A 24469-nucleotide genomic window follows, 5' to 3' on the forward strand; every position below is an offset into this window, starting at 1 on the left:
AATTGCCTGAAGAAAGAACCACCTGAGGAGATCATCATGAACGCGGCCGTAGACGTTCTGCAGTCCAGCCATCAGCACATCAACCGCGACCGCCTGTGGCAATCGCTCATGGAACTGGCCAGGCTCGGCGCCACGGTCAAGGGGGGCGTGTGTCGCCTGGCCCTGACCGACCTCGATCGCCAGGCCCGGGATCTCTTCGTCAAATGGTGCAAAGAGGCTGGCTGTACTGTCGACATCGATGCCGTCGGCAATATCTTCGCCCGTCGTCCCGGGCGCAATCCCGACCTGCCACCGGTAATGACCGGCAGCCATATCGATACCCAGCCCACTGGCGGCAAGTTCGACGGCTGCTTTGGCGTGTTGGCCGGCGTCGAAGTGCTGCGCACCCTCAATGACCTCAACATAGAAACCGAAGCGCCGCTGGAAGTGGTGGTCTGGACCAACGAAGAGGGCTCGCGCTTTGCCCCGTGCATGATGGGTTCCGGTGTGTTCGCGGAAAAATTCACCCTCGAGGAAACCCTGGCCAAGGTCGACGCCGATGGCGTCACCGTGGGACAAGCGCTAAACGCCATCGGCTACGCCGGTCCGCGTCAGGTCACCGGTCATGCCGTGGGCGCCTATTTCGAAGCCCACATCGAGCAGGGCCCGATCCTTGAAGACGAACGCAAGACCATTGGCGTGGTGATGGGCGCCCTCGGGCAGAAATGGTTCGACCTGAAACTGCGCGGTGTCGAAGCCCACGCCGGCCCGACGCCGATGCACCTGCGCAAGGACGCCCTGGTCGGCGCCGCGGTGATTGTCGGAGCGGTCAACCGCGCCGCCCTTGGCCATCAACCCCATGCCTGCGGCACCGTCGGTTGCCTGCAAGCCTATCCGGGCTCGCGTAATGTCATCCCCGGCGAAGTGCGCATGACCCTGGATTTCCGCCATCTGGAGCCGGCACGCCTGGACTCGATGATCGCCGAGGTGCGTGAAGTCATCGAAACCACTTGCGAAGAACACGGCCTGACTTTCGAACTCACGCCAACGGCCGACTTCCCGCCGCTGTACTTCGACAAGGGCTGCGTCGAGGCGGTGCGCGGCGCAGCCCAGGGCCTGGGCCTGTCGCACATGGACATCGTCAGCGGAGCAGGGCATGACGCGATCTTCCTCGCCGAACTCGGTCCGGCCGGGATGATCTTCGTGCCGTGCGAAGGCGGCATCAGCCACAACGAAATCGAAAACGCCGCCCCGGATGACCTGGCGGCCGGGTGTGCCGTGCTGTTGCGAGCGATGCTGGCGGCATCGGCGGCGGTCGCCAAGGGCCAGTTGGCCTAACACCCGACCGGTCAATCCGCTGCAATCGATCCCACAGGTTTTCGCACGATCCGACACGCCTGCGGTCGTACTCTTCACAAGGCCAAAATGCTTGTGGAGGCGCAATGAACCAGGACGTGCTGGCCACGCAAACCCATCGTCGCCAGTTGCAGCAGATCATCGCCGGCCTGTCCGACGGGGTGATTGTGCTCGACCCGGACCAGAGCATCCTGTGGGCCAACGAGGCGGCGCTGACGATGCATGGTGTCGAACGGGCCAGCGATCTGGGGGCCAACGCCGAGGCGTATGCCAAACGCTTCGCACTGCGCTATCGCAACAAACATGGGGTGCCGGTCGACAGCTACCCGATCAGCCGGGTAGCGCGCGGCGAAACGTTCAGCGACGTGCTGGTGGAGGTCACCCCGGCGGAGGACGCAGAGCGTTGCTGGGTCCATCGCGTGCGCAGTCTGGTATTGGCCGACAACCACGGTGAGCCGGAATCGCTGGTGCTGATCATGGACGATGTCACCGACTGGGCCAGCGCCGAGCAGCGCTTCGAGAAAACCTTCGCCGCCAACCCGGCACCCGCGCTGATCTGCCGCCTCCGTGATTTGCGCTACATCAAGGTCAATCCCGGCTTTCTTGAAATGACCGGCTATGCGCGCGACCAGGTGATCGGCACCTCCGCCTATGAGCTGGACGTGCTGGAACAGGCCGAGAATCGGGAGCTTGCCAAACAGTGTCTGCGCGAAGGGTCGACCATTGCACAGATGCGGGCCGAGTTGCGCTTGCCCGATGGCGGCAGCAAGCACGTGATCGTGGCCGGCCAGCCGCTGGAGTTAAACGACGAAGCCTGTATGTTGTTTTCCTTCGTCGACATGGCACTGCGGCACAAAGCCGAAATCGCCCTGCGCCAGAGCGAAGAACGTTTTGCCAAGGCCTTTCGCCTGTCCCCAGTGCCGATACTGATATGCCGCGCGGTTGATCGTCTGGTGCTGGATGTCAACGAAGCGTTTCTCGATACCTTGGGTTATCCCAGTGAAGAGGTGCTCGGGGTCAGCATTGGGCAGATCGATTTCATCGACGATAAAAACGCGCGCGCCCGCCTGTTCGCCGCGCTGGAGAAAACCGGCAGCCTGGATCGCATCGACGTGCGTGTGCGTAGAAAAGATGCGGGACTGATCGATTGCGCGGTGTCGGCGGGCGCCGTGACCATTCAGGACCGCCGGTGTTATCTGCTGGTGTTGGTGGACATCACCGAACGCAGGCGCAGCGAGCTGGAACTGGTGTCGGCCATCGAGGAAGTGATGAAGGATGCCTCGTGGTTCAGCCGCACGCTGATCGAAAAACTGGCGAACGTGAAGAGCGTCAATTCTGCGCAATTGCCCGGCAGTTCCTTCACCGACCTGACCGCCCGTGAGCGCGATGTACTGGGCCTGATTTGCGAAGGCCTGGCCGACAAGGAAGTCGCCGCGCGTCTGAAACTCGCACCGAATACGGTGCGCAACCATGTGGCTGCGGTCTATTCCAAGCTCGATTTACATAGCCGCAGCGAGGCGATTGTCTGGGCGCGGGAGCGGGGATTGTTTTCCAGCGAGTGGCGGCCCAAGGGGCAGGGTTAAGGTGCAATCGCACTAAGGAACAGCCCGCCATGAGCCAGTTGCTGGGCCATGAATGATTCGCAGATATCCATTTTTGTGACAGGTGTGCGGATTTTACGGGCAGGTGGTGTTGTCACAAAAAATGTGTCTATCACTTCTCGCGGGTCAACCTATGAAAATTCCTGGGAAACGCGTTATCTCACCGTTGTCGCTGGTATTGTGCGTGGCGATTCTCGGCGGCTGCTCCAGTCCACCCCCACCTCCAACAGTCACACCACCGCCTCCTGAACGTACCTGTCAGGCCATGGATAAAACCGATGTCCTGGGCGATGTACGGGGTGAAGACGGGCAGAAGACGCGCATCACCACCACGACTCGGTGCGTGACCCAGTAAGCCAGTGTGACGGCCGCGTTGTCGGATGGCGCGGCCATGCACAATGGTCAACCAGGCAAACCTGTCATTTGTGATTGTTTTCGGTGCGTCGATTTTTCCTGATAGTTCACGGGCTGTTTTTTAAGTCCAACGCTGAAAAGGAAACGTCTTCATGACCACCGAATCAAACGCTGCAGCCGCAGCACCAAGTCCTTGGGAACAAGTCACGCTGTTGATCAACGGCAAGAAAGTGGAACGGGGGGCGGAACTCGTTTTGTTCCGCGGGCAGGAGAGCGAAGTGACAGTGGAGGCACCCCCGGCGATCGCCAGGGCGCTCAACCTGGGGCTGGTTGAAAATGGCGGTTTGGAGCCTGTTGCATCGCCCGAGTTTGGCGCTTGGGTGGCTCCCGTCAATGGCAAGTTCCATTGGAAGATCAAGCCGGACGCTGGCAAGAGCGGTCGTATCACCCTGGTGTTTTTCAGCCGGGAAGTGGTGGAGTCGTGGGAGCACCGCAGCCTGGTGATCTCGAGCAACCTGGCGGATGAGGCCGATGTGAGGGTTGGCGGATTCAGTGTGCCTGCCGGAGGCAATTGGTTTATTCGGGATAAGGCGCAAACGGTTACTTTGCACCCCAAATCACGCAGCCCGCTGGCCGGTCTTCCGGTCACACTGACCTGCACCATCAAGGGTGGGCTGGATGTCGCCAACGTCGTGAGCGCACCAGTCTTCGGCAGTGAACAAACAACGTATAGCTGGGCCGTCACGGGGAGGACAAAAAGCGGAACGTTCCAATTGGAGCTGGCGGGCAAAGGCATGACCACGCCGATTACCTTGGCGATCAGCAAACTGGTATCGAGCAACCTGGCGGATGAAGCAGACGTAATGATTGGCGGCGTCCCTGCACTAGCCGAGGGCAATTGGTTTATTCGTGGTAAGGCTCAAACACTCTCCTTGATCCCTAAACAAGGCAGCCCGTTGGCCGGTTTTCCGATCGGGCTGTCGTGCGCTTACAAAAGCGGACTGGATTATGCCAACTTGGTTTGCATTCCAGCCTTCGGTAGTGAGCGATCCACGCATAGCTGGGTCCTCACCGGGAACACAAAAAGCGGAACGTTCCAGTTATCACTGGAGGGCAGGGGCATGACCACGCCTATTACCTTGGCTATCAGCAAGTTGATATCGAGTAACTTGTCGGATGAGGCAGAACTTTATGTCGACGGGAATTTGCCACCCGCAGGTGACGTTGAGTTGCAAAGAGGCGGCGCTCGTCGGACCATCTCCTTAAGGGCAAAAGCCAATAGCCCGATAGATGGCTATCCATTGATGTTGATCTTCAATCGTGGCGAAATTTTACCCGAGGATGTCAGCTGTACTCCACGACTTGGGGAGGTGACAACCAGTCATTCCTGGCTTGTGGGCGCTAAGAGCAGGAGTGGGCGATTTGAATTGGCGGTGACGGACAAAGTTGGAGAAGAGATTCCTACTCAACTAAAGCTGCCTTGCCGAAACGTATAAAAAAGTTCGAGTGTCAGAACAAGGCCAAATGAAACAAAGAAAGGCAGCAATCGGCTTGATGCCGATCAGTCAAGGAAATTGTAGGAGCGTGCCGCAAGCGGGCACCCGCTCCTGCAGGTGATCTTCTTCGCTTAACTGACTGGCATTAGCCAATCGGCTGCCTTTCTTTCATTCGCAAAACGTATCAGGACAAGAAACCCCCATCCACATTCAACGAAACCCCGGTGGTATAGCTTGAAGCATCGCTGGCGAGGTAAAGCACCGCGCCGGCCATCTCGCTCGGATCCGCCACGCGCTTGAGCGGAATCTGCTGCAGCGCGGTATTGAGGATCGACTCGTTCTTCACCAGTGCCGAAGCGAACTTGGTATCGGTCAAACCCGGCAACAATGCATTGCAACGGATCCCGAACTGGGCGCATTCCTTGGCGAACACCTTGGTCATGTTGATCACCGCCGCCTTGGTCACCGAGTAGATGCCCTGGAAGATCCCTGGCGAAACGCCGTTGATCGAGGCGACGTTGATGATGCTGCCGCCGCCGTTTTCGCGCATCAGCTTGCCGGCTTCCACCGACATGAAGAAGTAGCCGCGGATGTTCACGTCGACGGTTTTCTGGAAGGCGCCGAGGTCGGTGTCCAGCACGTTGCAGAACTGCGGATTGGTCGCGGCGTTGTTGACCAGGATGTCGAGGCGACCGAACTGTTCCTTGATACCGGCGAAGACCTGGCTGATCTGTTCCATTTCGCCGATGTGGCAGGCAATGGCGGTGGCTTTGCCACCAGCGGCGATGATCGCGTCGGCGACGTGCTGGCAGCCGTCGAGTTTGCGGCTGGAGACGATCACATGGGCACCTTGCTGGGCCAACAGTTTGGCGATGGCTTCACCGATGCCACGGCTGGCGCCGGAGACGAAAGCGATCTTGCCGTCGAGGTCGAACAACTGAGTCTTGGACATGGGATTCCCCTCTAAAAAGTCTTGTTATCGAGTCAAATGCCGGGGTGACGCTGAGGTTGTTTTGCAGGGCGTCTTGCTGCGTTTGGTCAGAGAACCTGCGTCATCGTTGAAGACCTTCGCGAGCAGGCTCGCTCCTACAGGAGCGGGTGCGGTCAGAGGCTGGATTTCTGGATGACCTGCAAGCTCATCTGCTCCAGCAACTTGTTCATGTGGATGAACTGCGCGAAGCGTTTGTCCTGGGTCTGGCCGTGGTAGAAGCGGTAGTAGATCTGCTGCACGATGCCGGCCAGGCGGAACAGACCGTAGGTGTAGTAGAAGTCGAAATTGTCGATGCGGATGCCCGAGCGTTCGGCGTAGTAGTCGACGAACTCGCGGCGGGTCAACATGCCTGGCGCGTGGCTTGGCTGGCGGCGCATCATCTGCACCGGTGCCGGATCATCGGCTTCGATCCAGTAGGCGAGGGTGTTGCCCAGGTCCATCAACGGGTCGCCGAGGGTGGTCAGCTCCCAATCGAGCACGCCGATGATCTGCATCGGGTTGTTCGGGTCGAGGATGACGTTGTCGAAGCGGTAGTCGTTGTGCACGATGCTGGAGGTCGGATGGTCGGCCGGCATCTTGTCGTTGAGCCAGGCTTTCACCGTTTCCCAATGCGGCGCGTCGGGAGTCAGGGCCTTTTCGTAGCGATCGCTCCAGCCTTTGATTTGCCGTGCCACATAGCCTTCGGGTTTTCCCAGGTCACCCAGGCCGTAGGCGTTGTAGTCGACGCGATGCAGTTCCACGAACTTGTCGATGAAGCTCTTGCACAGGGCTTCGGTTTTCGCCGAATCCAGGCCCAGCTCCGGTGGCAGGTCCGAGCGCAGGATGATGCCGTTGACCCGTTCCATGACATAGAACTCGGCACCGATCACCGATTCGTCGGTGCAGTGCACGTAGGCTTTCGGGCAATACGGAAAACCATCGCGCAGTTGATTGAGGATGCGGAATTCGCGGCCCATGTCATGGGCGGACTTGGCCTTGTGACCGAACGGCGGGCGACGCAGGACGAACTCCTGTTCGGGGTATTCCAGCAAGTAGGTGAGGTTTGAAGCGCCGCCCGGAAACTGGCTGATCCGTGGCAAGCCGCTGAGCCCGGGAATATGGGCCTTGAGGTATGGATCGATCAGGCTGGCATCGAGCTCTTCGCCGGTGCGGATACGGGTGGACTGATCATTAAGCGCCATGCTTATCCCTTCTGCTTATTCTGGAGGCCTGAAACTATTGGCTAATCTAATGCGCACTGGGCGCCCCCACAACCGCGAACGGCTCTTATAGGTGAGCGTGTTGCCGGCCAATCATTGTTTTTGATACAGGTGTTTGAATCGCCGTCACTGGGCGACCTGGCTCATGGTGGGCGGCAAGTCGATCGGCGTCAGCACCGGTAGATTGGAGAAAAACGCCACGAGGTTCTTGCCCACCAACTCGACGGTGCCCTGGGTGGCTTCCGGAGACAGTCCGGCGACATGGGACGTGAGGATCACGTTGCTCAGGGTCTTGAGCGCATTCGGCACTTGCGGTTCGTGATCGAACACATCCAGTGCCGCACCGGCGATCCGGCGTTGCTCCAGGGCGGTGATCAGGTCAGCGGTGGCGACCACGCTGGCACGGGCGATGTTGACGATAAACCCATTGGGTCCCAACGCGTCGAGTACCTGGCGATTGATCAGGTGCTTGGTGCCCAGGCCGCCGGGCGTGGCGACGATCAGGAAGTCCGAGGCGCGCGCCAGTTCGGTCGGGGTCGAGCAGAACGTGTAGGGCACGTCGCTGCGATGCTGGCGGTTGTGGTAGCTGATGCTCATGTCGAAACCGGCGCCGGCACGCTTGGCGATGGCCATGCCGACCGCGCCGAGGCCGAGGATGCCCAGGCGTTTGCCGGCGAGGGAAGGGCGCATGATCTTCGGCCACTCGCCGCGCCGCACGGCGGCATCACAGCGGGGTACGTCGCGCACCAGCGACAGCAACAGCGCCATGGCATGGTCGGCGACAGAAGAGGCATTGACCCCGGCACCATTGGTGACGGTGATGCCCCGGTTGGCGGCGGCCTGCAGGTCGACGTGTTCATAGCCGGCGCCTATCACGCAAATGATCTTGAGCTTGTGCAGCGCGGCGATTTCATCGGCATACAGCCCCAATGGGCCACGGGTGAGGACGGCGTCGATCTGCCCGGCGTGGCGGGTGATGGCTTCGGCGCGCTCGGCGGGCGTCGGGGCCAGGATCAGGTGGAAGCCCTGATGCTCGAGGATAGGCAGGTAATCATTGATGGTTTCAACCAGTACCAGAACGGTGACAGGCATGCTTGGCTCCCTGTGGGCATCGAAAAATCGGCTCGGACGTGATTTGAGGTTGCTGATTCAAGGATAGCTTGGCAGACACTACAGATCGCAGCCTGCGGAAGTTGCCAGGCACGACATCGCGCAGGCTGTGGCAAAGCAGGCGGATTTTTACTGCGCGCCCTGCCTGTCGCCTGGTTTCGATGGCATGAGAGTGGCACGTGCGGCCTGGAGAATCTCGTCCGACAACGGATCGCCGCGGGTGGCCCGGGACAGCATCAGCGCGCCGAACATCAGCGAATATTGCACCAGTACCTGCTGCCGATTACTGGCGGCATCCTCTGTGTCCAGCAGCGTAGCCAGTGAGTCGAGCAGGTTGTTCAGGCCGTGCAGGTAGGTTTGACGCAAACCGCTGTCGGCGGCTTCGTGGCACATATCCCCGGCGAAGGCCACCACCGGGCAGCTGTCGCCCGGGTTGTCCCGGCTCTCGCGAGACAGGTAGGGGTCGACCACGGCGCGGCGGGCGGCGTCCTTGCTGTCATGCTCGGCCACCCGCGCTTGCCAGCGTTGCGCGGCCTGTTCGAAGGCCCGGCCACTGGCTTCCTGCGCCAGGGCCTCCCTGGATTGGAAATGCCCGTAGAAACCGCCGTGGGTCAGGCCCGCGGCAGCCATCACATCGACAACACTGATCCCGTGCAGGCCGCGTTCGCGAAACAGCCGCGTGGCGGCTTCGACGATGGTCTCGCGATTGAGGTCGGCTTGTTTGCGGGAAACTCGGGGCATGGGTTTTCTCGGGGCTGCGGGTTGAAGATCAGAGTGCGTATTGGGCAATTCCGTTGCCGAACGACCAGTTTTCCTTTTTGACTTCCACCAGATTGATGAAAACGTCCTCCAGGCGCACGGCCAGTTCTGTATGAAGGCTTTCGGCGATGGTCTTGTAGAGGAGTTTTTTCTGCTCGATGGTTCGGCCTTCGCTCATGGTGATCTGGATCACCACCAGTTGGTCGGTGCGGCCGATGCCCAGATAACCGGGATCAAAGATGAAGTGCTGCTCATCGTGTTCGGTCAGGATCTGGAAATTATCGTTCTGCGGCACTCCGATGGTGCTGTGCATGGCGGCGTAGATCAATTGGCCGATGCGCTTGGCGTGGGTGGGGTCCTGATGTTTTTTGATGTCGACGCGAACCAATGGCATGGGAAGACTCCAGGAAAGATGCAGGTCAGTTAAAAATACATGACGTCTGACCTTTATCAAGTGCGGACTGCGCTTTGCCGATGGGCCGCAAATCCTTGTGGGAGCGAGCCTGCTCGCGATGGCTGCGGCACATGCAACATGTTCTCCGGCGGATACACCGCTAAAGTCGGAGCGCCGCCCGGAGCAATCTCCCACGGGGGGGGCTCGAGGGATTTTCATCTGTCTGGTACCACCGTTCCTCATCTAAGTCTTTGCTTCTGTTCACTAATCCTCCAGAATCGCGCCCCTGTTTCGGCCAGGGCGCTGCCTGTCGGGTATTCCGACGCGTTCTGGCCGGGTGGCAAGTGACCGGAATGTGGAGATCCCACCGGATGAATGATCAGGCCAATAGCGTCAACAAACGCTATGTAGATGCGACCCCCGCGACGCTTTCGAGCTGGAATCGCCAAGACACCACCTGGATGCTGGGCCTGTTTGGCACGGCGATTGGCGCCGGAACCCTGTTTTTGCCGATCAACGCAGGCCTGGGCGGTTTCTGGCCGCTGCTGATCCTGGCGTTGCTGGCGTTCCCGATGACCTTCTACGCACACCGCGGGCTGACCCGTTTTGTGCTGTCCGGTCGCGAAGGTGCCGACATCACTGAAGTGGTGGAAGAGCATTTCGGCATCAAGGCCGGTGCGCTGATCACCTTGCTGTACTTCTTCGCCATTTTCCCGATCCTGCTGATCTACAGCGTGGCGCTGACCAACACCGTGGGCAGCTTCCTCGAGCATCAACTGCACATCATGCCGCCACCGCGCGCCGTGCTGTCGCTGGTGCTGATCCTCGGCCTGCTGGCGGTGGTGCGTTGCGGCGAACAATTGATCGTCAAGGCCATGAGCCTGATGGTCTATCCATTCATCGTCGCGCTGCTGTTCCTGGCGGTGTACCTGATTCCCCACTGGAACGGCGGCATCCTGACCACCGCCAGCAGCGTGCCGGCACCCTCGGCGCTGTTGCACACCCTGTGGCTGGCGATCCCGGTGATGGTGTTCTCGTTCAACCATTCGCCGATCATTTCGGCGTTCGCCGTGGACCAGAAGCGTCGCTACGGTGAGCAGGCCGAGGAGCGCAGCTCGCAGATCCTGTCTCGCGCCCACTTGCTGATGGTGGTGATGGTACTGTTCTTCGTCTTCAGTTGCGTGCTGACCCTGTCGCCAGCGCAACTGGCTGAAGCCAAGGCGCAGAACCTGTCGATCCTGTCCTACCTGGCCAACCACTTCAGCAATCCGACCATCGCTTTCGCGGCGCCACTGATTGCCTTCGTGGCCATCTCCAAATCGTTCCTGGGCCACTACATCGGCGCCAGCGAAGGCCTCAAGGGCCTGATCGTGAAAAGCGGCAAGCGTCCGTCGGCCAAGACCCTGGACCGCATGACCGCCGCCTTCATGCTGGTGGTGTGCTGGATCGTCGCCACGCTGAACCCGAGCATTCTCGGCATGATCGAAACCCTGGGTGGCCCGGTGATCGCGGCGATCCTGTTCCTGATGCCGATGTACGCCATCCGCAAGGTACCGGCGATGGCGCGCTATCGCGGCCAGGCATCCAACGTCTTCGTGACGGCGGTGGGCCTGGTGGCGATTACCGCGTTGATCTACTCCTTGGCGGCGTGATCGACCGGCCTGCTCGCGCAGCACCGGATTGACAGCTAAAGTGGCCGCTGCACGTGATACGTGCAGCGGCTTTTTTTCGTCTGGAGACACCGGATTGTCGAGCGCCCCAAACGCTGATCCCACCGAGCAACCCAACCGCTGGCAGGACCTGCTGGCCGGATTGTCGATCGCCGGTTTGTTGTTGCCTGAGGCCGTGGCCTACTCAAGCATTGCGGCGTTGGCACCCCAGGCCGGGGTTATCGCCTTGTTTGCCGGTTTGTTGTGCTACGGACTGCTGGGTACCAGCCGTTTCGCCATCGTTTCGGCGACGTCCTCGTCGGCCGCGGTACTGGCGGCGGCGACTGCGATGCTGTCCAATGGCGATCCCGGGCTGCGCTCGACGCTGGCCATCGGGCTGGTGTTGGTGACTGGGGTTTTCTTTGTGCTGGCGGGGCTGTTCAGGCTCGGCAGCGTGACGTCGTTCATCGCCAAACCGGTGCTGCGCGGTTTTGCCTTTGGCCTGGCCCTGACCATTATTCTCAAACAGTTCGCCAGCGTGGTCGGCGTGCATTTGACCGATGCCAACCTGGTGCGCTTCCTGCCGCAATTGCTGGAACAGCTGCCGCAATGGAATTGGGCGGCAGCGGCGGTGGGCGCCGTGTCTCTGGTTTTGCTGTGGCTGTTCGCGCGGTTTCGGCATCTGCCGGGTGGTTTGTTGGTGGTTGTGATCGGTATTGCGGCAGGGCAGTGGCTGAACCTGCCAGCCTATGGCGTGAAGCTGATCGGCGTGATCGACCTGAGCCTGGAGGTGCCGAAGTTACCGGTGCTGCCGTTCGCCGACTGGTTGCGCCTGGGTGAGCTGGCGTTCGCCATGGTGATGATTCTGTACGCGGAGTCTTATGGCTCGATCAGTGCCTATGCGCTCAAGCACGGTGATCGTGTTGCCTCGAACCGGGATTTGCTGGCGCTGGGTGCGTCCAACCTGCTGTCCGGCCTGTTCCACGGCATGCCGGCAGGAGCGGGTTATTCGGCCACGTCGGCCAATGAGGCGGCGGGGGCCACTTCGCGCCTGGCCGGTATCGTGGCGGCGCTGGTGGTGCTGGTCATCGTCCTGACGGTGCTGCCTTACCTCGCTCTTACTCCGGAACCGATCCTCGCTGCCATTGTCATCCATGCCCTGGGGCGCGGCTTGAGCCTGCAGCCACTGGGGCGGTATTTCATCTGGCGCCGCGACCGCTTGCTGGTGACCTGCGCCGTAGGCGCGGTGCTGGTGCTGGGCGTGCTGGACGGCTTACTGGTGGCGGTGGCGATCAGTGTGTTGTTGATGCTCAAGCAGATGTCGGCGGCGGATATCCAGATTCTGGGGCGCATCGATGGCGGTCACGATTTTGTCGACCTGCAGCGCCATCCCATGGCGCAAACGGTGCCAGGCGTGTTGATTGTCCGGCCGGGTGAAGCGTTGTTCTTTGCCAACGTCGAGCGGATTCTTGGCGGTACATTGCGTCTGATCAGGCATTCGCAAGCGCCGATTCATTCGGTGATTCTCAGTCTGGAGGAATCTCCCGACCTGGATGGCACCAGCATCGAGGCCCTGCAAGAGTTTTTTCTGCGGGTGCATCAGACCGGTGCGCGCTTGATTCTGGCGCGCCTCAAGGACGGTGCGCAAACTGCATTGGCGGCGTTGCCGGAGGTGGAGGCCAACGGTGTGGTGTTGAGCGGACTCAGTGTCGATGGCGCGGTGCAACAGAACACATAACCCCTGTAGGAGCGAGCATGCTCGCGATGGCGGTATGGCAGTCAACGAATTGGTTGGAACTGACGGCCTCATCGCGAGCATGCCGCAAGCGGGCACCCGCTCCTACAGGGGATCGTGGTGAATCACAGGCATAAAAAAACGCCGCTCATCTCGCGATGGGCGGCGTTTTTCATTGCGTTGCAACGTTAGGCTTGAACGACCGGGATGTTGGCGTTCGCAGCAGCTTCACGGAACTCGGCGATCTGGTCGAAGGACAGGTAGCGGTAGACATCGGCCGCCATGCTGTCGATCTTGCCAGCGTATTCCATGTACTCCTCGACGGTCGGCAGGCGACCCAGGATGGAAGCCACGGACGCCAGCTCGGCCGAAGCCAGGTAGACGTTCGCGCCGTCACCCAGACGGTTCGGGAAGTTACGGGTCGAAGTCGAAACTACAGTCGAGTTCGGCTCTACACGTGCCTGGTTACCCATGCACAGCGAGCAGCCTGGCATTTCCATACGGGCGCCAGCCTTGCCGTAGATGCCGTAGTAGCCTTCTTCGGTCAGCTGGTGAGCGTCCATCTTGGTCGGCGGCGACAGCCACAGACGGGTTGGCAGCTGGCCCTTGACCTGATCCAGCAGTTTGCCGGCAGCGCGGAAGTGACCGATGTTGGTCATGCACGAACCGATGAACACTTCGTCGATCTTCTCGCCAGCAACGCTGGAGAGCAGGCGAGCGTCGTCCGGGTCGTTCGGCGCGCAGAGCACAGGCTCCTTGATGTCGGCCAGATCGATTTCGATGACTTCGGCGTATTCGGCGTCCTTGTCCGCTTCCATCAGCTCAGGGTTGGCGATCCAGGCTTCCATCGCTTGAGCGCGACGTTCCAGGGTACGTGCATCGCCGTAGCCTTCGCCGATCATCCAGCGCAGCAGGGTGATGTTCGATTGCAGGTACTCGGTGATCGACTCTTTGGACAGCTGGATGGTGCAACCGGCAGCCGAACGTTCAGCCGAGGCGTCGGACAGTTCGAACGCTTGCTCGACGGTCAGCTTGGGCAGACCTTCGATCTCCAGGATGCGACCGGAGAAGGCGTTCTTCTTGCCTTTCTTCTCTACGGTCAACAGGCCTTTCTGGATCGCGTAGTAAGGGATGGCGTGGACCAGGTCACGCAGGGTGACGCCTGGCTGCAGTTCGCCCTTGAAGCGAACCAGGATCGACTCAGGCATGTCCAGCGGCATGACGCCGGTGGCAGCGGCGAAGGCTACCAGGCCGGAACCGGCCGGGAACGAGATGCCGATCGGGAAACGGGTGTGGGAGTCACCACCGGTACCGACGGTGTCTGGCAGCAGCATGCGGTTCAGCCACGAGTGGATGATGCCGTCGCCCGGACGCAGGGACACGCCGCCACGGGTCATGATGAAGTCAGGCAGGGTGTGGTGGGTGGTCACGTCGATCGGCTTCGGATAAGCCGCGGTGTGGCAGAAGGACTGCATCACCAGATCGGTCGAGAAGCCCAGGCACGCCAGGTCTTTCAGTTCGTCACGGGTCATTGGACCGGTGGTGTCCTGGGAGCCCACGGTGGTCATCTTCGGTTCGCAGTAGGTGCCCGGACGGATGCCGGTCACGCCGCAAGCCTTGCCGACCATTTTCTGCGCCAGGGTGTAGCCCTTGGTGCTTTCAGCCGGTGCTTCAGGCTTCTTGAACAGGGTCGAAGGTGGCAGACCCAGTTCGGCGCGCGCCTTCTCGGTCAGGCCGCGGCCGATGATCAGCGGAATACGGCCGCCGGCGCGAACTTCGTCCATCAGGACCGGGGTCTTCAGTTCGAAGGTGGTCAGGACTTCGTCGGTGCCGTGCTTGCAGACTTTGCCAGCATGCGGGTACAGGTCGATCACGTCGCCCATGTGCATGTTGGAAACGTCGAATTCGATCGGCAGTGCGCCGGCATCTTCCATGGTGTTGTAGAAGATCGGAGCGATCTTGCTGCCGAAGCAGAAACCGCCGCCGCGCTTGTTCGGCACGTAAGGCACGTCGTCGCCGAAGAACCACAGTACGGAGTTGGTCGCCGATTTACGCGAAGAACCGGTACCGACCACGTCACCCACGTAGGCAACAGGGAAGCCGCCGTTGCGCATTTCTTCGATCTGCTTCATCGGACCGGTGACGCCTTGTGCGTCCGGCACGATGCCGTCGCGAGCCATTTTCAGCATGGCCAGGGCGTGCAGCGGGATGTCGGGACGGGACCAGGCATCCGGAGCAGGGGAGAGGTCGTCGGTGTTGGTTTCGCCGGTGACCTTGAAGACGCGCAGGCTGATCTTGTCGGCCAGGGTCGGGCGCTTCACGAACCACTCGCCGTCAGCCCAGGATTGCAGCACGGCCTTGGCGTGAACGTTGCCGTTCTTGGCGCGCTCGGCAACGTCGTGGAAGGCATCGAACATCAGCAGGGTGTGCTTGAGTTCTTCGGCGGCAACTGGCGCCAGTTCGGCGTCGTCCAGCAGGGTTACCAGAGTCACGATGTTGTAGCCGCCCTGCATGGTGCCGAGCAGTTCAACAGCGCGCTTCTTGTCGATCAGGGGGGATTTGGCTTCGCCTTTGGCGATGGCGGACAGGAAGCCGGCCTTTACATAGGCTGCTTCGTCCACTCCAGGCGGAACGCGATTGGTGATCAGGTCAACGAGGAATGCTTCTTCGCCAGCCGGGGGATTTTTCAGCAGCTCGACCAGGCCTGCAGTTTGTTCGGCGTTTAGCGGCTGGGGAACGATACCCAGTGCTGCGCGCTCTTCGATATGTTTGCGGTAGGCTTCAAGCACAGTATTACCCTCATCAGTGGTCCCAAATGGGTGTCCGGGACGCTCATCCCGAAATTGCCGTACTCATGCGCTGCATGGCGTTGTGAGCCACTTAGCCAGAATTACCGACAATTCCTTACAGAAGCTGCTTTCAAAGTTTTACGCCTGCAGAACGGGAGCTGATGAGGGTTGGCGTTGGGCTTTTCCCCGCTGGAAAAACCCCTCGCCAACACCGCTCTGAAGGAACGACTGTGCTCGTGACGCTTTGAAAACAGCTTCTAACGGACATTGGCGCCTAAAAAGGCAGGCTGATTCTACGGCAAAAAAAAATTAAAGGTAAGTCAGGTTTTATTGGACTTTGGTGGTGACGGTCAGCGGACCCCGATTCGCCAAAGGCCCTGAACGTTGAGGGTGATCAATGGCGGACAAAGGGCTAACATGCCGGCCTGTTTTGCTTTTTCGCGTTTTGCCTACCTATGCCCAATCAGACCATCAAGACACCTTGCGTCGGCCTCTGCTCCACTGTTTACGGTGACCTGGTGTGCCGTGGCTGCAAGCGTTTCCACCACGAAGTGATCCATTGGAACGGCTACAACGAGGAAGAAAAGCGCGCGGTATGGCTGCGTCTTGAGCAGTTGCTGTCCCAGGTGATGGCCGCCAAGGTGGAAATTTTCGATCCGGCATTGCTGCGAATGCAACTGGAGCAGCGCAAGATCCGCTTCGTGCCCCACCAGTCGGAGTATTGCTGGGCCTACCAGTTGATTGCCCGGGGCGCGCGGGTGATCAATAACCTGGAAGCCTACGGGATGGTATTGCTGCCGGAGTTTCGCGACTGGAACCTGCCGGAACTGCGCGATGCCATTGATCGGGAATTTTTCCTGCTCTCCGAAGCCCACTATCAGCGCTACATTGCGCCGGGTTTCCTGAAAGACGCGTTTGGAGGCTGAGTTTTAAAAGCTTCGCGAGCAGGCTCCCACAGTTGAAATGCATTTCCTTGTGGGAGCGAGGCCGCTCGCGAAGGCGCCCTGACAGTCGCCACAGATTTCAATGCCTGCCGGCAATCTCCTCGAGATGATCCTCGATCTCCTGAGGCTTGAGCACCAATACGTCACTTTCTACCGCATCGAGCACCACTTCGGCCGTATTGCCGATCAGGGTCCCGGACAATCCGCTGCGCGCCACGGTGCCGATGACCGTTACTGCCGCCTGCAGCTTGTGCACCATGAACGGAATCAGCACATCCGCCGGGCCTTCCTCGATGTGCAGGTGCTCATCGTCGATGTCGAATTCGGCCTGGAACGACTTGCATTGCTCGCGGTAGCGTGCCTGGATGGTTTCGCTGAGTTGAAAGGTCGGGTCGGCCGACGACAGCATCGGCGACGGGTGGGCGCTGATCACGTGCAAGTGCGCCCTGGCGAGGGTGGCGATGTCATAGCCATGATCGATGATGGTGTCGTGCAGGTGGCGGTGTTCGGGGTCGCTGTTACCGACATCGACGGCGGCCAGGATCACTTTGTCTCTCCATGAGCCGGCGGTTTTCACCAGCAGTACCGGCGAAGGGCATTGGCGCAGCAGTTTCCAGTCCTCGGGTGTCAGCAGGGCCTTTTTCAGCGCGCTGTCGGGAAAGTGCTGCTTGACCACAAGCCCGCAGCCTTCGGCTTGCTGAACATCGATGATGGTTTGATGAAGGCTCTGGTTCCAGGCTTGCTCAGTGGTGACGCTGTATCCGTCTTGCACTAAAGCGGCCTTGAGCACGCTCAACATGCCATTGTGATCATGCTTGGGATCGCCTACCAGCAAATGCAGATGCGCCTGGGTCACGCCGGCAATCAATTTGGCCCGTTTGAGTGCCAGGCTTTCGGAGTGTTCGGGGTCGATGACCACCAGAATGCTGCGTACGGCTTGCATGATCGGGATCTCCTGAAAATAAAAAGGCACGGCGTTGCACAACTATAGTTGCTGCCTGCGAATCGGGGACTTGATGCATATCAACGGTTGGCGACTGGTGGTCTGCGGGCAGGCCGGTATAATCGGCGCCCTTCGTTTTGAACCTATTTTCCGTGAGCCCCATGATCCTTCCCGAAATTCACGAGTTCCTTGGCTGCCGCACCCCCGACGGCTGGATTCAGGCCGCGCTGGCCGATCAGGAAACCCTGCTGATCGACCACAAGAACTGCGAATTCAAGGCGGCCAGCACTGCATTGAGCCTGATCGCCAAGTATCACTCTCACGTCGATCTGATCAACATGATGTCGCGCCTGGCCCGGGAAGAACTGGTGCACCACGAACAGGTCATGCGCCTGATGAAACGCCGCAAGATCGAATTGCGCCAACTGTCGGCGGGGCGATATGCCTCGGGTCTGCGCAAGGTGGTGCGCAGTCACGAACCGGTGAAACTGGTGGATACCCTGGTGGTGGGAGCGTTCATCGAGGCCCGCAGTTGCGAGCGTTTCGAGGCGCTGGTGCCGCATCTGGACGAAGAGCTCGGCAAGTTCTATTTCGGCTTGCTCAAGAGCGAGGCCCGGCATTTCCAGGGGTATCTGAAGCTGGCTTACCAGTACGGGGACGCCAAGGATATCGCCCAGGTCATCGCTAAAGTCCGTGCCGCAGAACAGGACCTGATTGAATCGCCGGACGTGGAATTCCGTTTTCACAGTGGTGTGCCAACAGCCGCCTGATCCGGATTCCTGCAGGAGCGAGCACGCTCGCGATGAACGCAATGACACCGCGGGGCATCAGGCTCCCAGCGTCATCGTTTACGACCATCGCGAGCGTGCTCGCTCCTACAGGGTAAGCCCCAAACGTTCATGCCACTGGGCGATGGACTCTTCAGGGTAACCGTCGAACTGTTTATCGTTCGGCTGGATTTCCACCTCCACCCAAGGTGCCTTTGAACCGAGCAGCAAATGCGTGTGCTGCGGCGGCACTGGCAGCGGTGTGTCAATGGCCGAGGCAAAGGGGTGGATCAGCTCCGGCCACTCGGGGCTGAACAGCCACAAACCCGAACCGCACACCGAACAGAAATGTCGCTCGGCACTGCTGCGGTGGGCACGCGCTTCGCCTTCACCCTTGAGCAGCGCATGGTAAATCGCGATGTTTTTGCGCCCTCGTACTTTCAGGCTGTCGGCATCGCCTGCGATGTTGATCGCATAACCGCCACCGCCCTGGGTCTTGCGGCAGATCGAGCAATAGCAACGCTGATAAGGGTAGGGGTGGGCGCTGGTCAGGCTGAACGAAACGGCGCCGCAGTGGCAGGAGCCTTCGAGATGCATGGTGGCCTCCAATGGTATGTGAGATCAGGTTCAGCCTAGAAGACAGCGGGGCGAGCGTGGGCGATCAACCGTTATGGCAGCGCCAACAAATCGGTTCGCACATCCGAGTAGCGGCCACTCAAATCTTCATTTCTGCTGCACAGTCTCAACGGCAACTGTTCGGCTCTGAATGTCACCTCTTCAAAGGTTTTCTTGTATTCAGAAGTTTTTATTGCGTCGCAGTCCGTACTCGCCGCCGGACCGGAGTAATAAAGCGTGCCGAAGTAGAGTGGAAGCAAATAGCGCCAGTTGATGGTGTAGTTCCAGTCGGCGCCCAGGGTAATGGTTGGCTCTGGCAAACGAACCGGTGTTCTCTCTACCAGTTGTGCCGGGGTTATCCAGGCGTTTTTCATTAAAGTGGTCGTCGGTCTTTCTTCTGCAGATTCGACACCGATGACGCACAAGTAATGCATGCCAGGTTCACGGCTCAGCGGTGCATCGAGGACTGCATCCCTGGCATGAAGAATACCGCTGTAGTGTCGGGGAGATCTGCATTGCTCGGCTTCCCGTACGGTCTTGTAACGGTAGTAGGTAGTGTTTAACGAGAAATGTGCATTGATTACAGGGTCGGGGCTGGTTGCATCTTTAGGCATGGTCAGATATTGGGTTGGCCAATACTCCAGACTCATGAGTTTGAATGTGGTATCGGATGTACACATGTTCAAAGTATTGGTAAAGACACCGTTCTTGAAGCAGTTCATCAAAAAATCGATTGGATGGGCGTAGTGCGTATCGGGCGACCAGGTTATTTGACCGTTCTTTACCTCGCAGGGCGAATTCTCAAAGCACTGCGTATCCGCTGTTTCACCGTAGGTGCTTGTCGACAGGACACTGAGAATTTCACCGCTTTGTCTGCCAAGTACGGGGCCTCCAGAAGATCCGGGGCGTATGTCGCGACAATCGTTTTTCAAGGTGGCGAGAAAGACCTGCTCGCCCTCGACCAGGGTTGCGCCGGTTGCCTCCTGAGTGCAGGCCGCCAACCGTAGGCCGGTTTGCTCCAGTCTATCGGGAGCCCCGACAATCAGAACATCGGAAGCGGCCTTCGACCATTCGGAGGCGAGAGAAAGCGGGGTAATGCCTTCCTTGATCAAGACCGCCAGTGCGGTATCCAACTCCATGATAGCCAAGTCCGCCTGATGGAAATCCTTCCACACGGTGTCCTTGATTGCGTAAGTTTTATAGGCAGTGGCGGTGTCGTTGAAATAATTGAATTTCACCGTGTCTTTTTCAGTGGGGGCCAGTGGCCGTCGGATAACACCAGGAGCACAATGTGCTGCAGTCAACAAGTAAGCCGGGCCAACGGCTTGATTGTTTTCGTCACGGGTGTCCAGAAGGCTGGCGGTGCAGATGGGTTTATCGTTGAGGAATATTTTCCCAATGCCATTCCAGTGTTTGTAGTCGTTATTCTGGTTTTTCAGTAAAACCGCGTCGGACCCATTTGTGAGTCCTTCTCCAAGATCCGTTGCAAAACTGGCTGTAGATAAAATCAATGTGGATATTAATGTGTATGAGGTATTAAGCAGTATCTGTTTCATAACCATTCCTTGGTTGTAGTGATAGATATCCAAGTGATGTTGCGGTAGTGGAATTCATTGCATGAAGCACATTAAAAGTGCCCGGTATTCGCAGCAAGTTAAAAGATTGAAAAACGACCTTAATTAATTTTGAATTATTGCAAGGGGATAGGGGTGTATGGCGTGAATTGAAATTGTGCAAAGGTATCAAGACCAGACATACCACTATCCCACTGGACGCCCATCGCCCGGCGGGTCAGCATGAGCGCCTCGAATCCCGGACCTGACCCGATGCGACGATTACCTTCCCTGGCAGCCCTGCGAACCTTTGAATGCGCCGCCCGCCACGCCCATTTCGGTCGGGCGGCGGCGGAGTTGTGCGTTACTGACAGCGCGGTCAGCCATCAGATTCGTCAGCTGGAAGAACAATTGGGAGTGTCGCTGTTTGTCCGTGAAGGCCGGCAGATCCGCCCGACAATGGCCGCCGGACGCCTGATGCAAAGCTTGCAGCAGGCGTTCGAGCTGATCGGTGATGCCTGCGATGAATTGCGCGACCCATCGTCCCTGGCGGTATTGCGGCTGGCGGTCACGGCGGAGCTGGCGCAAAAGTGGCTGATGAGCCGTCTCACGGATTTCTATGCGCGCTATCCGCACATCACCTTGCATCTGTACGAGCAACCGATCGACGCCACGGCGCCCGGGGAAGACATCGACCTGGCGATCACCTATGGCACCGGCCCCGTGGACAGCACGGCGTATTTCGTCAGGCCTCTGCCAGCCTTGCAGTTCTTCCCGGTGTGTAGCCCTGGCCTGTTCAATCAGGGTTCGCTCAAAACCCCCAGAGACCTGGCCCGCCATTGCCTGTTGCACGATGACCAGGACGGCAAGACGTGGACCGCATGGCTCACCAGCCATGCCGGTGACCAGCGCCCCGACCGGCAGCTGTACTTCGCCCACGCCGGGCTGGCACTGGAGGCAGCCGCCCAAGGGCAGGGCGTAGCCATGGGCGACAACCTCACGGCCCAGGAGGATTTGCTCAGCGGTCGGCTGGTCCGTCCGTTTACCTCGAGCATGACCGCACTGGGCCAATACGCCCTGGTGTGCGAACGGGTGCGGCTGGAGCGTCCGGCGGTGGCGCAGATGCTGGATTGGTTCAACGATCAGTTGCTCGATTGATGAATTGAATTCAAGTATTCCGAAATAATCATCGTTGGCGGGCCGGTCGCCAACGCCCTTAGCCTGTGGTCATTCCAATCCCTGCCGAAGAGGTTTGACCATGGCCCGTTTGCTCGACACCACTCCCAAACAGGACGGTTTCCGTCTGCCAGGCGAGTTCGAAACCAAATCCGGTTGCTGGCTCGGCTGGCCGGAACGCACCGACGTCTGGCGCAACGGCGCCAAGCCCGCGCAGAAAGTCTGGGTGCAGATCGTCACGGCCATTTCCATGAGCGAGCCGGTCACCGTCTGCGCCTCGGCGGCACAGTTCGCCACCGCACGCCGGCAGTTGCCGCCGCAAGTGCGCGTGGTGGAAATGACCTGTAACGACACCTGGTTCCGCGACAGCGGTCCGTGTTTTGTGGTCAACGACCAGAGCGGCGAAGTACGCGGCGTCGACTTCGAATTCAATGCCTATGGCGGTCTCGATGGCGGCCTGTACTACCCGTGGGACAAGGACGACCAAATCGCGAGCAAAATTCTCGAAATCGAACGTTTCGACCGCTATCGCGCGCCGTTGATCGCCGAACTGGGCGGCATCCAGAGCGACGGCCAGGGCAGCATCCTGACCACCGAGCAATGTTTGCTCAACCGTAACCGCAACCAACACCTGGGCAAGGACGAAGTGACCCGTCGCCTGACCGATTACCTTGGTGCCGAGCAGGTGATCTGGCTGCCCCGGGGCTGCAAGTTCGACGAAACCGATGGCCATGTCGACGATCTCGCGTGTTTCGTGCGCCCCGGTGAAGTGGTGCTGCAATGGACCGATAACCGCGACGATCCACAGTGGGAAATCTATCAGGAAGCCTACGACATCCTGCGCAGCACCCGCGACAGTCGTGGCCGCGAGTTGATCGTGCACAAACTGCCGCAGCCGGATGTGCTGGAATGGACCGCCGAAGAAGCCGAAGGCCTGGACCGGCAGGACAGCACCCATACCCGCCAGGCCGGGACGAAAATCTGCGCGTCGTACATCAACTACTACGCCGGCAACAGGTCGATCGTGGTGCCGCTGTTCGGTGATCGCAACGACAAGGTGGCGCTGGCGACCCTGGCCGAGCTGTTCCCGAATCACAGCATCGTCGGCATTGAAAACTCCCGGGAAATCCTCCTCGGCGGCGGCAACGTCGCCTGCATCACCATGCCGCAGTACGCCGGCAAAGGCGTCTGACCATGGGCCTGCACAAACTGACTCAAGCAATACTGCTGGTGCTTGCACCCCTGTGTGTGCAGGCCGCCGATACCGCCAAGCCGGTGGTCAACCTGTACATCTGGGGCGAGTACCTGGCTCCGGATACCCTGAAGAACTTCGAGGAAAAAACCGGCATCCATGTGGTGGCCGACCACTTCGATTCCCTGGAAACCGTGGAGACCAAGCTGCTCACCGGACGCAGTGGCTACGATCTGGTACTGACGGCGGGGCAGCATCTGTCGCGGGCCATCGAGAGTGGCGCGGTGCAGGCGGTGGACAAACAACAGCTGCCGCACTTTGCCGGGGTTGGCGAGGAGTTCCGCCAGCACATGGCGGTATTCGATCCGGGCAATCGTTATGCCGGGATCTACGCCTGGGGCACTACGGGCGTGGGTTATCAGGAACAAGCCGTCAAGCAGCGCCTGCCGGATGCGCCGACCGACAGTTGGGCGATGTTGTTCGATCCGGCCGTGGTCTCGAAATTCGCCGATTGCGGGGTCAGTTTGCTCAACGATCCCAACGAAGTGTTTGCCGCGGTCATGAAATACATGGGCCTGGACATCAACCGCCAGAGCCTCGATGACCTGAAACTGGCCGAGCAGCAACTGGCAAGGATCCGGCCGTACATTCGCTACTTTGACAACGACCTGAACATCAGCGACCTGGCCAACGGCAACACCTGCGTGGCGATGTCGTGGAACGGCAACGTGGGCATCGCGGCAGGCCAGGCCGAGGCAGCCGGCAAGCCGTATTCGCTCAAGTACCGGATTCCGAAGGAGGGCACGTTGATCTGGTTCGATGCCATGGTCATTCCCAGGGATGCGCCACACCCGAAGGCCGGTCTGGCATTGATGGACTACCTGATGACCCCGGAGGTGATCGCGCCGATCACTGACACCATCCATTACGCCAATGCGATCACGGCGGCGGACGCTTTGATCGACCCGCAGATTCGCAATGATCCGGGGACCTATCCGCCCACCGCGGTCAGGGCGTCGCTGTACAGCAAGAATGACAATGGCAAGGCGTTCAACCGGGCGTTGATCAGGGCGTTCAGTCGGCTGAAGTCGGGGTTGTGACAGGCTTTGGGTTTGTGTTGTCGGTAAGGACGCCATCGCGAGCGTGCTCGCTCCTACAGGTTTTGTAGACCTGTAGGAGCGAGCACGCTCGCGATGAACGATAACGCGGTCTACCGCCCGGGCACCCGCCACAAATACCAGGAGGCCACCGTCCGATGCGGGCTCCACGCCGCCCCGATCTCGATCATCTGCTTGCGCGTCGGCTGCACCTGAAGCCCCTTGAGCCGTCGATAACCCTCACGCACGCCAAAGTCGTCGGCTGGCAGGATGTCCGGCCGCTCCAGGCTGTAGATCAGCAGCATCTCCACGGTCCAGCGACCCACGCCGCGCAACGTGACCAGACGCTCGATCAGTGCTTCATCATCCATGGCCAGCGCCGTGGTGTAGTCCGGCACCACGCCGTCCAGCGATGCCTGGGCGATTCCCTGAATGGTCGCGATCTTGCCCGCGGAAAACCCGCAACTGCGCAACCTGTCGAAATCTGTGCTGACGATCTGTTCAGGCCTGGGGAACGCACCCGAACCGAACAGCGCCAGCAGCCGGCCGACAATCGCATCGCCGGCCCTGGCGTGCAGTTGCTGATAGGCAATCGCCCGCACCAGCGACTCATACGGGTCGCGGGCCGCATGCGGCTGGTGCAGGCACGGGCCAATGGCGTCGATGTGGCGGCACCAGTCGTCATCGAGGGCGGCCAGGAATTCAGTGGCCGCCAGATAGTCGTCAACCATGGGCTCCTGGCTTCCTTCCTTTTGAAAAAGACGTGGGGG

General features: G+C 59.7%; 20 protein-coding genes. 10 read left to right on the forward strand and 10 right to left on the reverse strand.

Annotation, left to right across the window (positions count from 1 at the left end; translation table 11 throughout):
* Positions 1 to 36 precede the first annotated feature (36 nt).
* The 3 genes from CAG47_RS18395 (at position 37) to CAG47_RS18405 (ending at position 4786) form a co-directional block, all read left to right on the forward strand.
* Positions 37 to 1317: a Zn-dependent hydrolase gene (locus tag CAG47_RS18395; protein WP_085726264.1), complete on the forward strand. Its 1281-nt coding sequence runs from the start codon at positions 37 to 39 to the stop codon at positions 1315 to 1317.
* Between the two features lie 104 nt (positions 1318 to 1421).
* Positions 1422 to 2918 (forward strand): helix-turn-helix transcriptional regulator, encoded by a 1497-nt coding sequence (locus tag CAG47_RS18400; RefSeq protein ID WP_085726265.1) that lies wholly within the window; start codon positions 1422 to 1424, stop codon positions 2916 to 2918.
* Positions 2919 to 3442: 524 nt separating this feature from the next.
* Positions 3443 to 4786 carry a hypothetical protein gene (locus CAG47_RS18405; RefSeq protein WP_085726266.1) on the forward strand — a complete coding sequence of 448 codons (1344 nt, stop codon included), beginning with the start codon at positions 3443 to 3445 and terminating at the stop codon, positions 4784 to 4786.
* A gap of 184 nt (positions 4787 to 4970) precedes the next feature.
* Here the strand turns inward: CAG47_RS18405 and CAG47_RS18410 are convergent, their stop codons facing one another.
* The 5 genes from CAG47_RS18410 to CAG47_RS18430 all read right to left on the reverse strand — a co-directional run bounded on the left by CAG47_RS18410 (position 4971) and on the right by CAG47_RS18430 (position 9239).
* Complete coding sequence (locus CAG47_RS18410) at positions 4971 to 5738, reverse strand: SDR family oxidoreductase (RefSeq protein ID WP_085726267.1); 768 nt, start codon at positions 5736 to 5738, stop codon at positions 4971 to 4973.
* 152 nt (positions 5739 to 5890) lie between these two features.
* Positions 5891 to 6958: a phosphotransferase family protein gene (locus CAG47_RS18415; protein WP_085726268.1), complete on the reverse strand. Its 1068-nt coding sequence runs from the start codon at positions 6956 to 6958 to the stop codon at positions 5891 to 5893.
* A 144-nt stretch (positions 6959 to 7102) separates the two neighbouring features.
* On the reverse strand, positions 7103 to 8068 hold the full coding sequence (locus CAG47_RS18420; protein WP_085726269.1) for a 2-hydroxyacid dehydrogenase: 966 nt from the start codon (positions 8066 to 8068) through the stop codon (positions 7103 to 7105).
* 147 nt (positions 8069 to 8215) lie between these two features.
* Complete coding sequence (locus CAG47_RS18425) at positions 8216 to 8827, reverse strand: TetR/AcrR family transcriptional regulator (RefSeq protein ID WP_085726270.1); 612 nt, start codon at positions 8825 to 8827, stop codon at positions 8216 to 8218.
* A 28-nt stretch (positions 8828 to 8855) separates the two neighbouring features.
* Positions 8856 to 9239 carry a tautomerase family protein gene (locus CAG47_RS18430; RefSeq protein WP_085726271.1) on the reverse strand — a complete coding sequence of 128 codons (384 nt, stop codon included), beginning with the start codon at positions 9237 to 9239 and terminating at the stop codon, positions 8856 to 8858.
* Between the two features lie 371 nt (positions 9240 to 9610).
* Here CAG47_RS18430 and CAG47_RS18435 point away from each other — a divergent pair, with 371 nt between their 5' ends.
* Together CAG47_RS18435 and CAG47_RS18440 are read left to right on the forward strand one after the other, a co-directional pair.
* On the forward strand, positions 9611 to 10891 hold the full coding sequence (locus CAG47_RS18435) for a serine/threonine transporter (RefSeq protein ID WP_085726272.1): 1281 nt from the start codon (positions 9611 to 9613) through the stop codon (positions 10889 to 10891).
* 94 nt (positions 10892 to 10985) lie between these two features.
* On the forward strand, positions 10986 to 12626 hold the full coding sequence (locus CAG47_RS18440) for a SulP family inorganic anion transporter (protein WP_085726273.1): 1641 nt from the start codon (positions 10986 to 10988) through the stop codon (positions 12624 to 12626).
* Positions 12627 to 12811: 185 nt separating this feature from the next.
* On the opposite strand, the gene acnB is transcribed toward CAG47_RS18440, so the two are convergent.
* The gene (gene acnB, locus CAG47_RS18445) at positions 12812 to 15412 is read right to left on the reverse strand and encodes a bifunctional aconitate hydratase 2/2-methylisocitrate dehydratase (protein WP_085726274.1); all 2601 of its coding nucleotides are present in this window, start codon (positions 15410 to 15412) and stop codon (positions 12812 to 12814) included.
* 455 nt (positions 15413 to 15867) lie between these two features.
* On the opposite strand from acnB, the gene CAG47_RS18450 reads away from it, so the two are divergent.
* Complete coding sequence (locus CAG47_RS18450) at positions 15868 to 16338, forward strand: DUF1289 domain-containing protein (protein WP_007937731.1); 471 nt, start codon at positions 15868 to 15870, stop codon at positions 16336 to 16338.
* Between the two features lie 97 nt (positions 16339 to 16435).
* Here the strand turns inward: CAG47_RS18450 and CAG47_RS18455 are convergent, their stop codons facing one another.
* On the reverse strand, positions 16436 to 17299 hold the full coding sequence (locus CAG47_RS18455) for a universal stress protein (protein ID WP_085726275.1): 864 nt from the start codon (positions 17297 to 17299) through the stop codon (positions 16436 to 16438).
* A 161-nt stretch (positions 17300 to 17460) separates the two neighbouring features.
* Here CAG47_RS18455 and CAG47_RS18460 point away from each other — a divergent pair, with 161 nt between their 5' ends.
* Entirely contained in the window at positions 17461 to 18069 is a 609-nt protein-coding gene (locus tag CAG47_RS18460; RefSeq protein ID WP_085726276.1) for a tRNA-(ms[2]io[6]A)-hydroxylase, read from the forward strand.
* A gap of 105 nt (positions 18070 to 18174) precedes the next feature.
* Here the strand turns inward: CAG47_RS18460 and CAG47_RS18465 are convergent, their stop codons facing one another.
* Positions 18175 to 18663 (reverse strand): GFA family protein, encoded by a 489-nt coding sequence (locus tag CAG47_RS18465; RefSeq protein ID WP_085726277.1) that lies wholly within the window; start codon positions 18661 to 18663, stop codon positions 18175 to 18177.
* Between the two features lie 71 nt (positions 18664 to 18734).
* On the reverse strand, positions 18735 to 20237 hold the full coding sequence (locus CAG47_RS18470) for a serine protease (RefSeq protein WP_158091320.1): 1503 nt from the start codon (positions 20235 to 20237) through the stop codon (positions 18735 to 18737).
* Between the two features lie 270 nt (positions 20238 to 20507).
* Here CAG47_RS18470 and CAG47_RS18475 point away from each other — a divergent pair, with 270 nt between their 5' ends.
* The 3 genes from CAG47_RS18475 to CAG47_RS18485 all read left to right on the forward strand — a co-directional run bounded on the left by CAG47_RS18475 (position 20508) and on the right by CAG47_RS18485 (position 23702).
* Positions 20508 to 21392, forward strand: a complete 885-nt coding sequence (locus CAG47_RS18475) for a LysR substrate-binding domain-containing protein (protein ID WP_085726279.1) — start codon at positions 20508 to 20510, stop codon at positions 21390 to 21392.
* A 100-nt stretch (positions 21393 to 21492) separates the two neighbouring features.
* Entirely contained in the window at positions 21493 to 22602 is a 1110-nt protein-coding gene (gene aguA, locus CAG47_RS18480) for an agmatine deiminase (RefSeq protein WP_085726280.1), read from the forward strand.
* Between the two features lie 2 nt (positions 22603 to 22604).
* Positions 22605 to 23702, forward strand: coding sequence for an extracellular solute-binding protein (locus tag CAG47_RS18485; protein ID WP_085726281.1), 1098 nt, complete (start codon positions 22605 to 22607; stop codon positions 23700 to 23702).
* Between the two features lie 110 nt (positions 23703 to 23812).
* Here the strand turns inward: CAG47_RS18485 and CAG47_RS18490 are convergent, their stop codons facing one another.
* A complete protein-coding gene (locus tag CAG47_RS18490; protein WP_085726282.1) occupies positions 23813 to 24430 on the reverse strand; it encodes a DNA-3-methyladenine glycosylase in 618 nt (205 codons plus the stop codon).
* Between the last annotated feature and the right edge of the window lie 39 nt (positions 24431 to 24469).

Source organism: Pseudomonas sp. R37(2017), from assembly GCF_002113375.1.
Lineage (GTDB): Bacteria > Pseudomonadota > Gammaproteobacteria > Pseudomonadales > Pseudomonadaceae > Aquipseudomonas.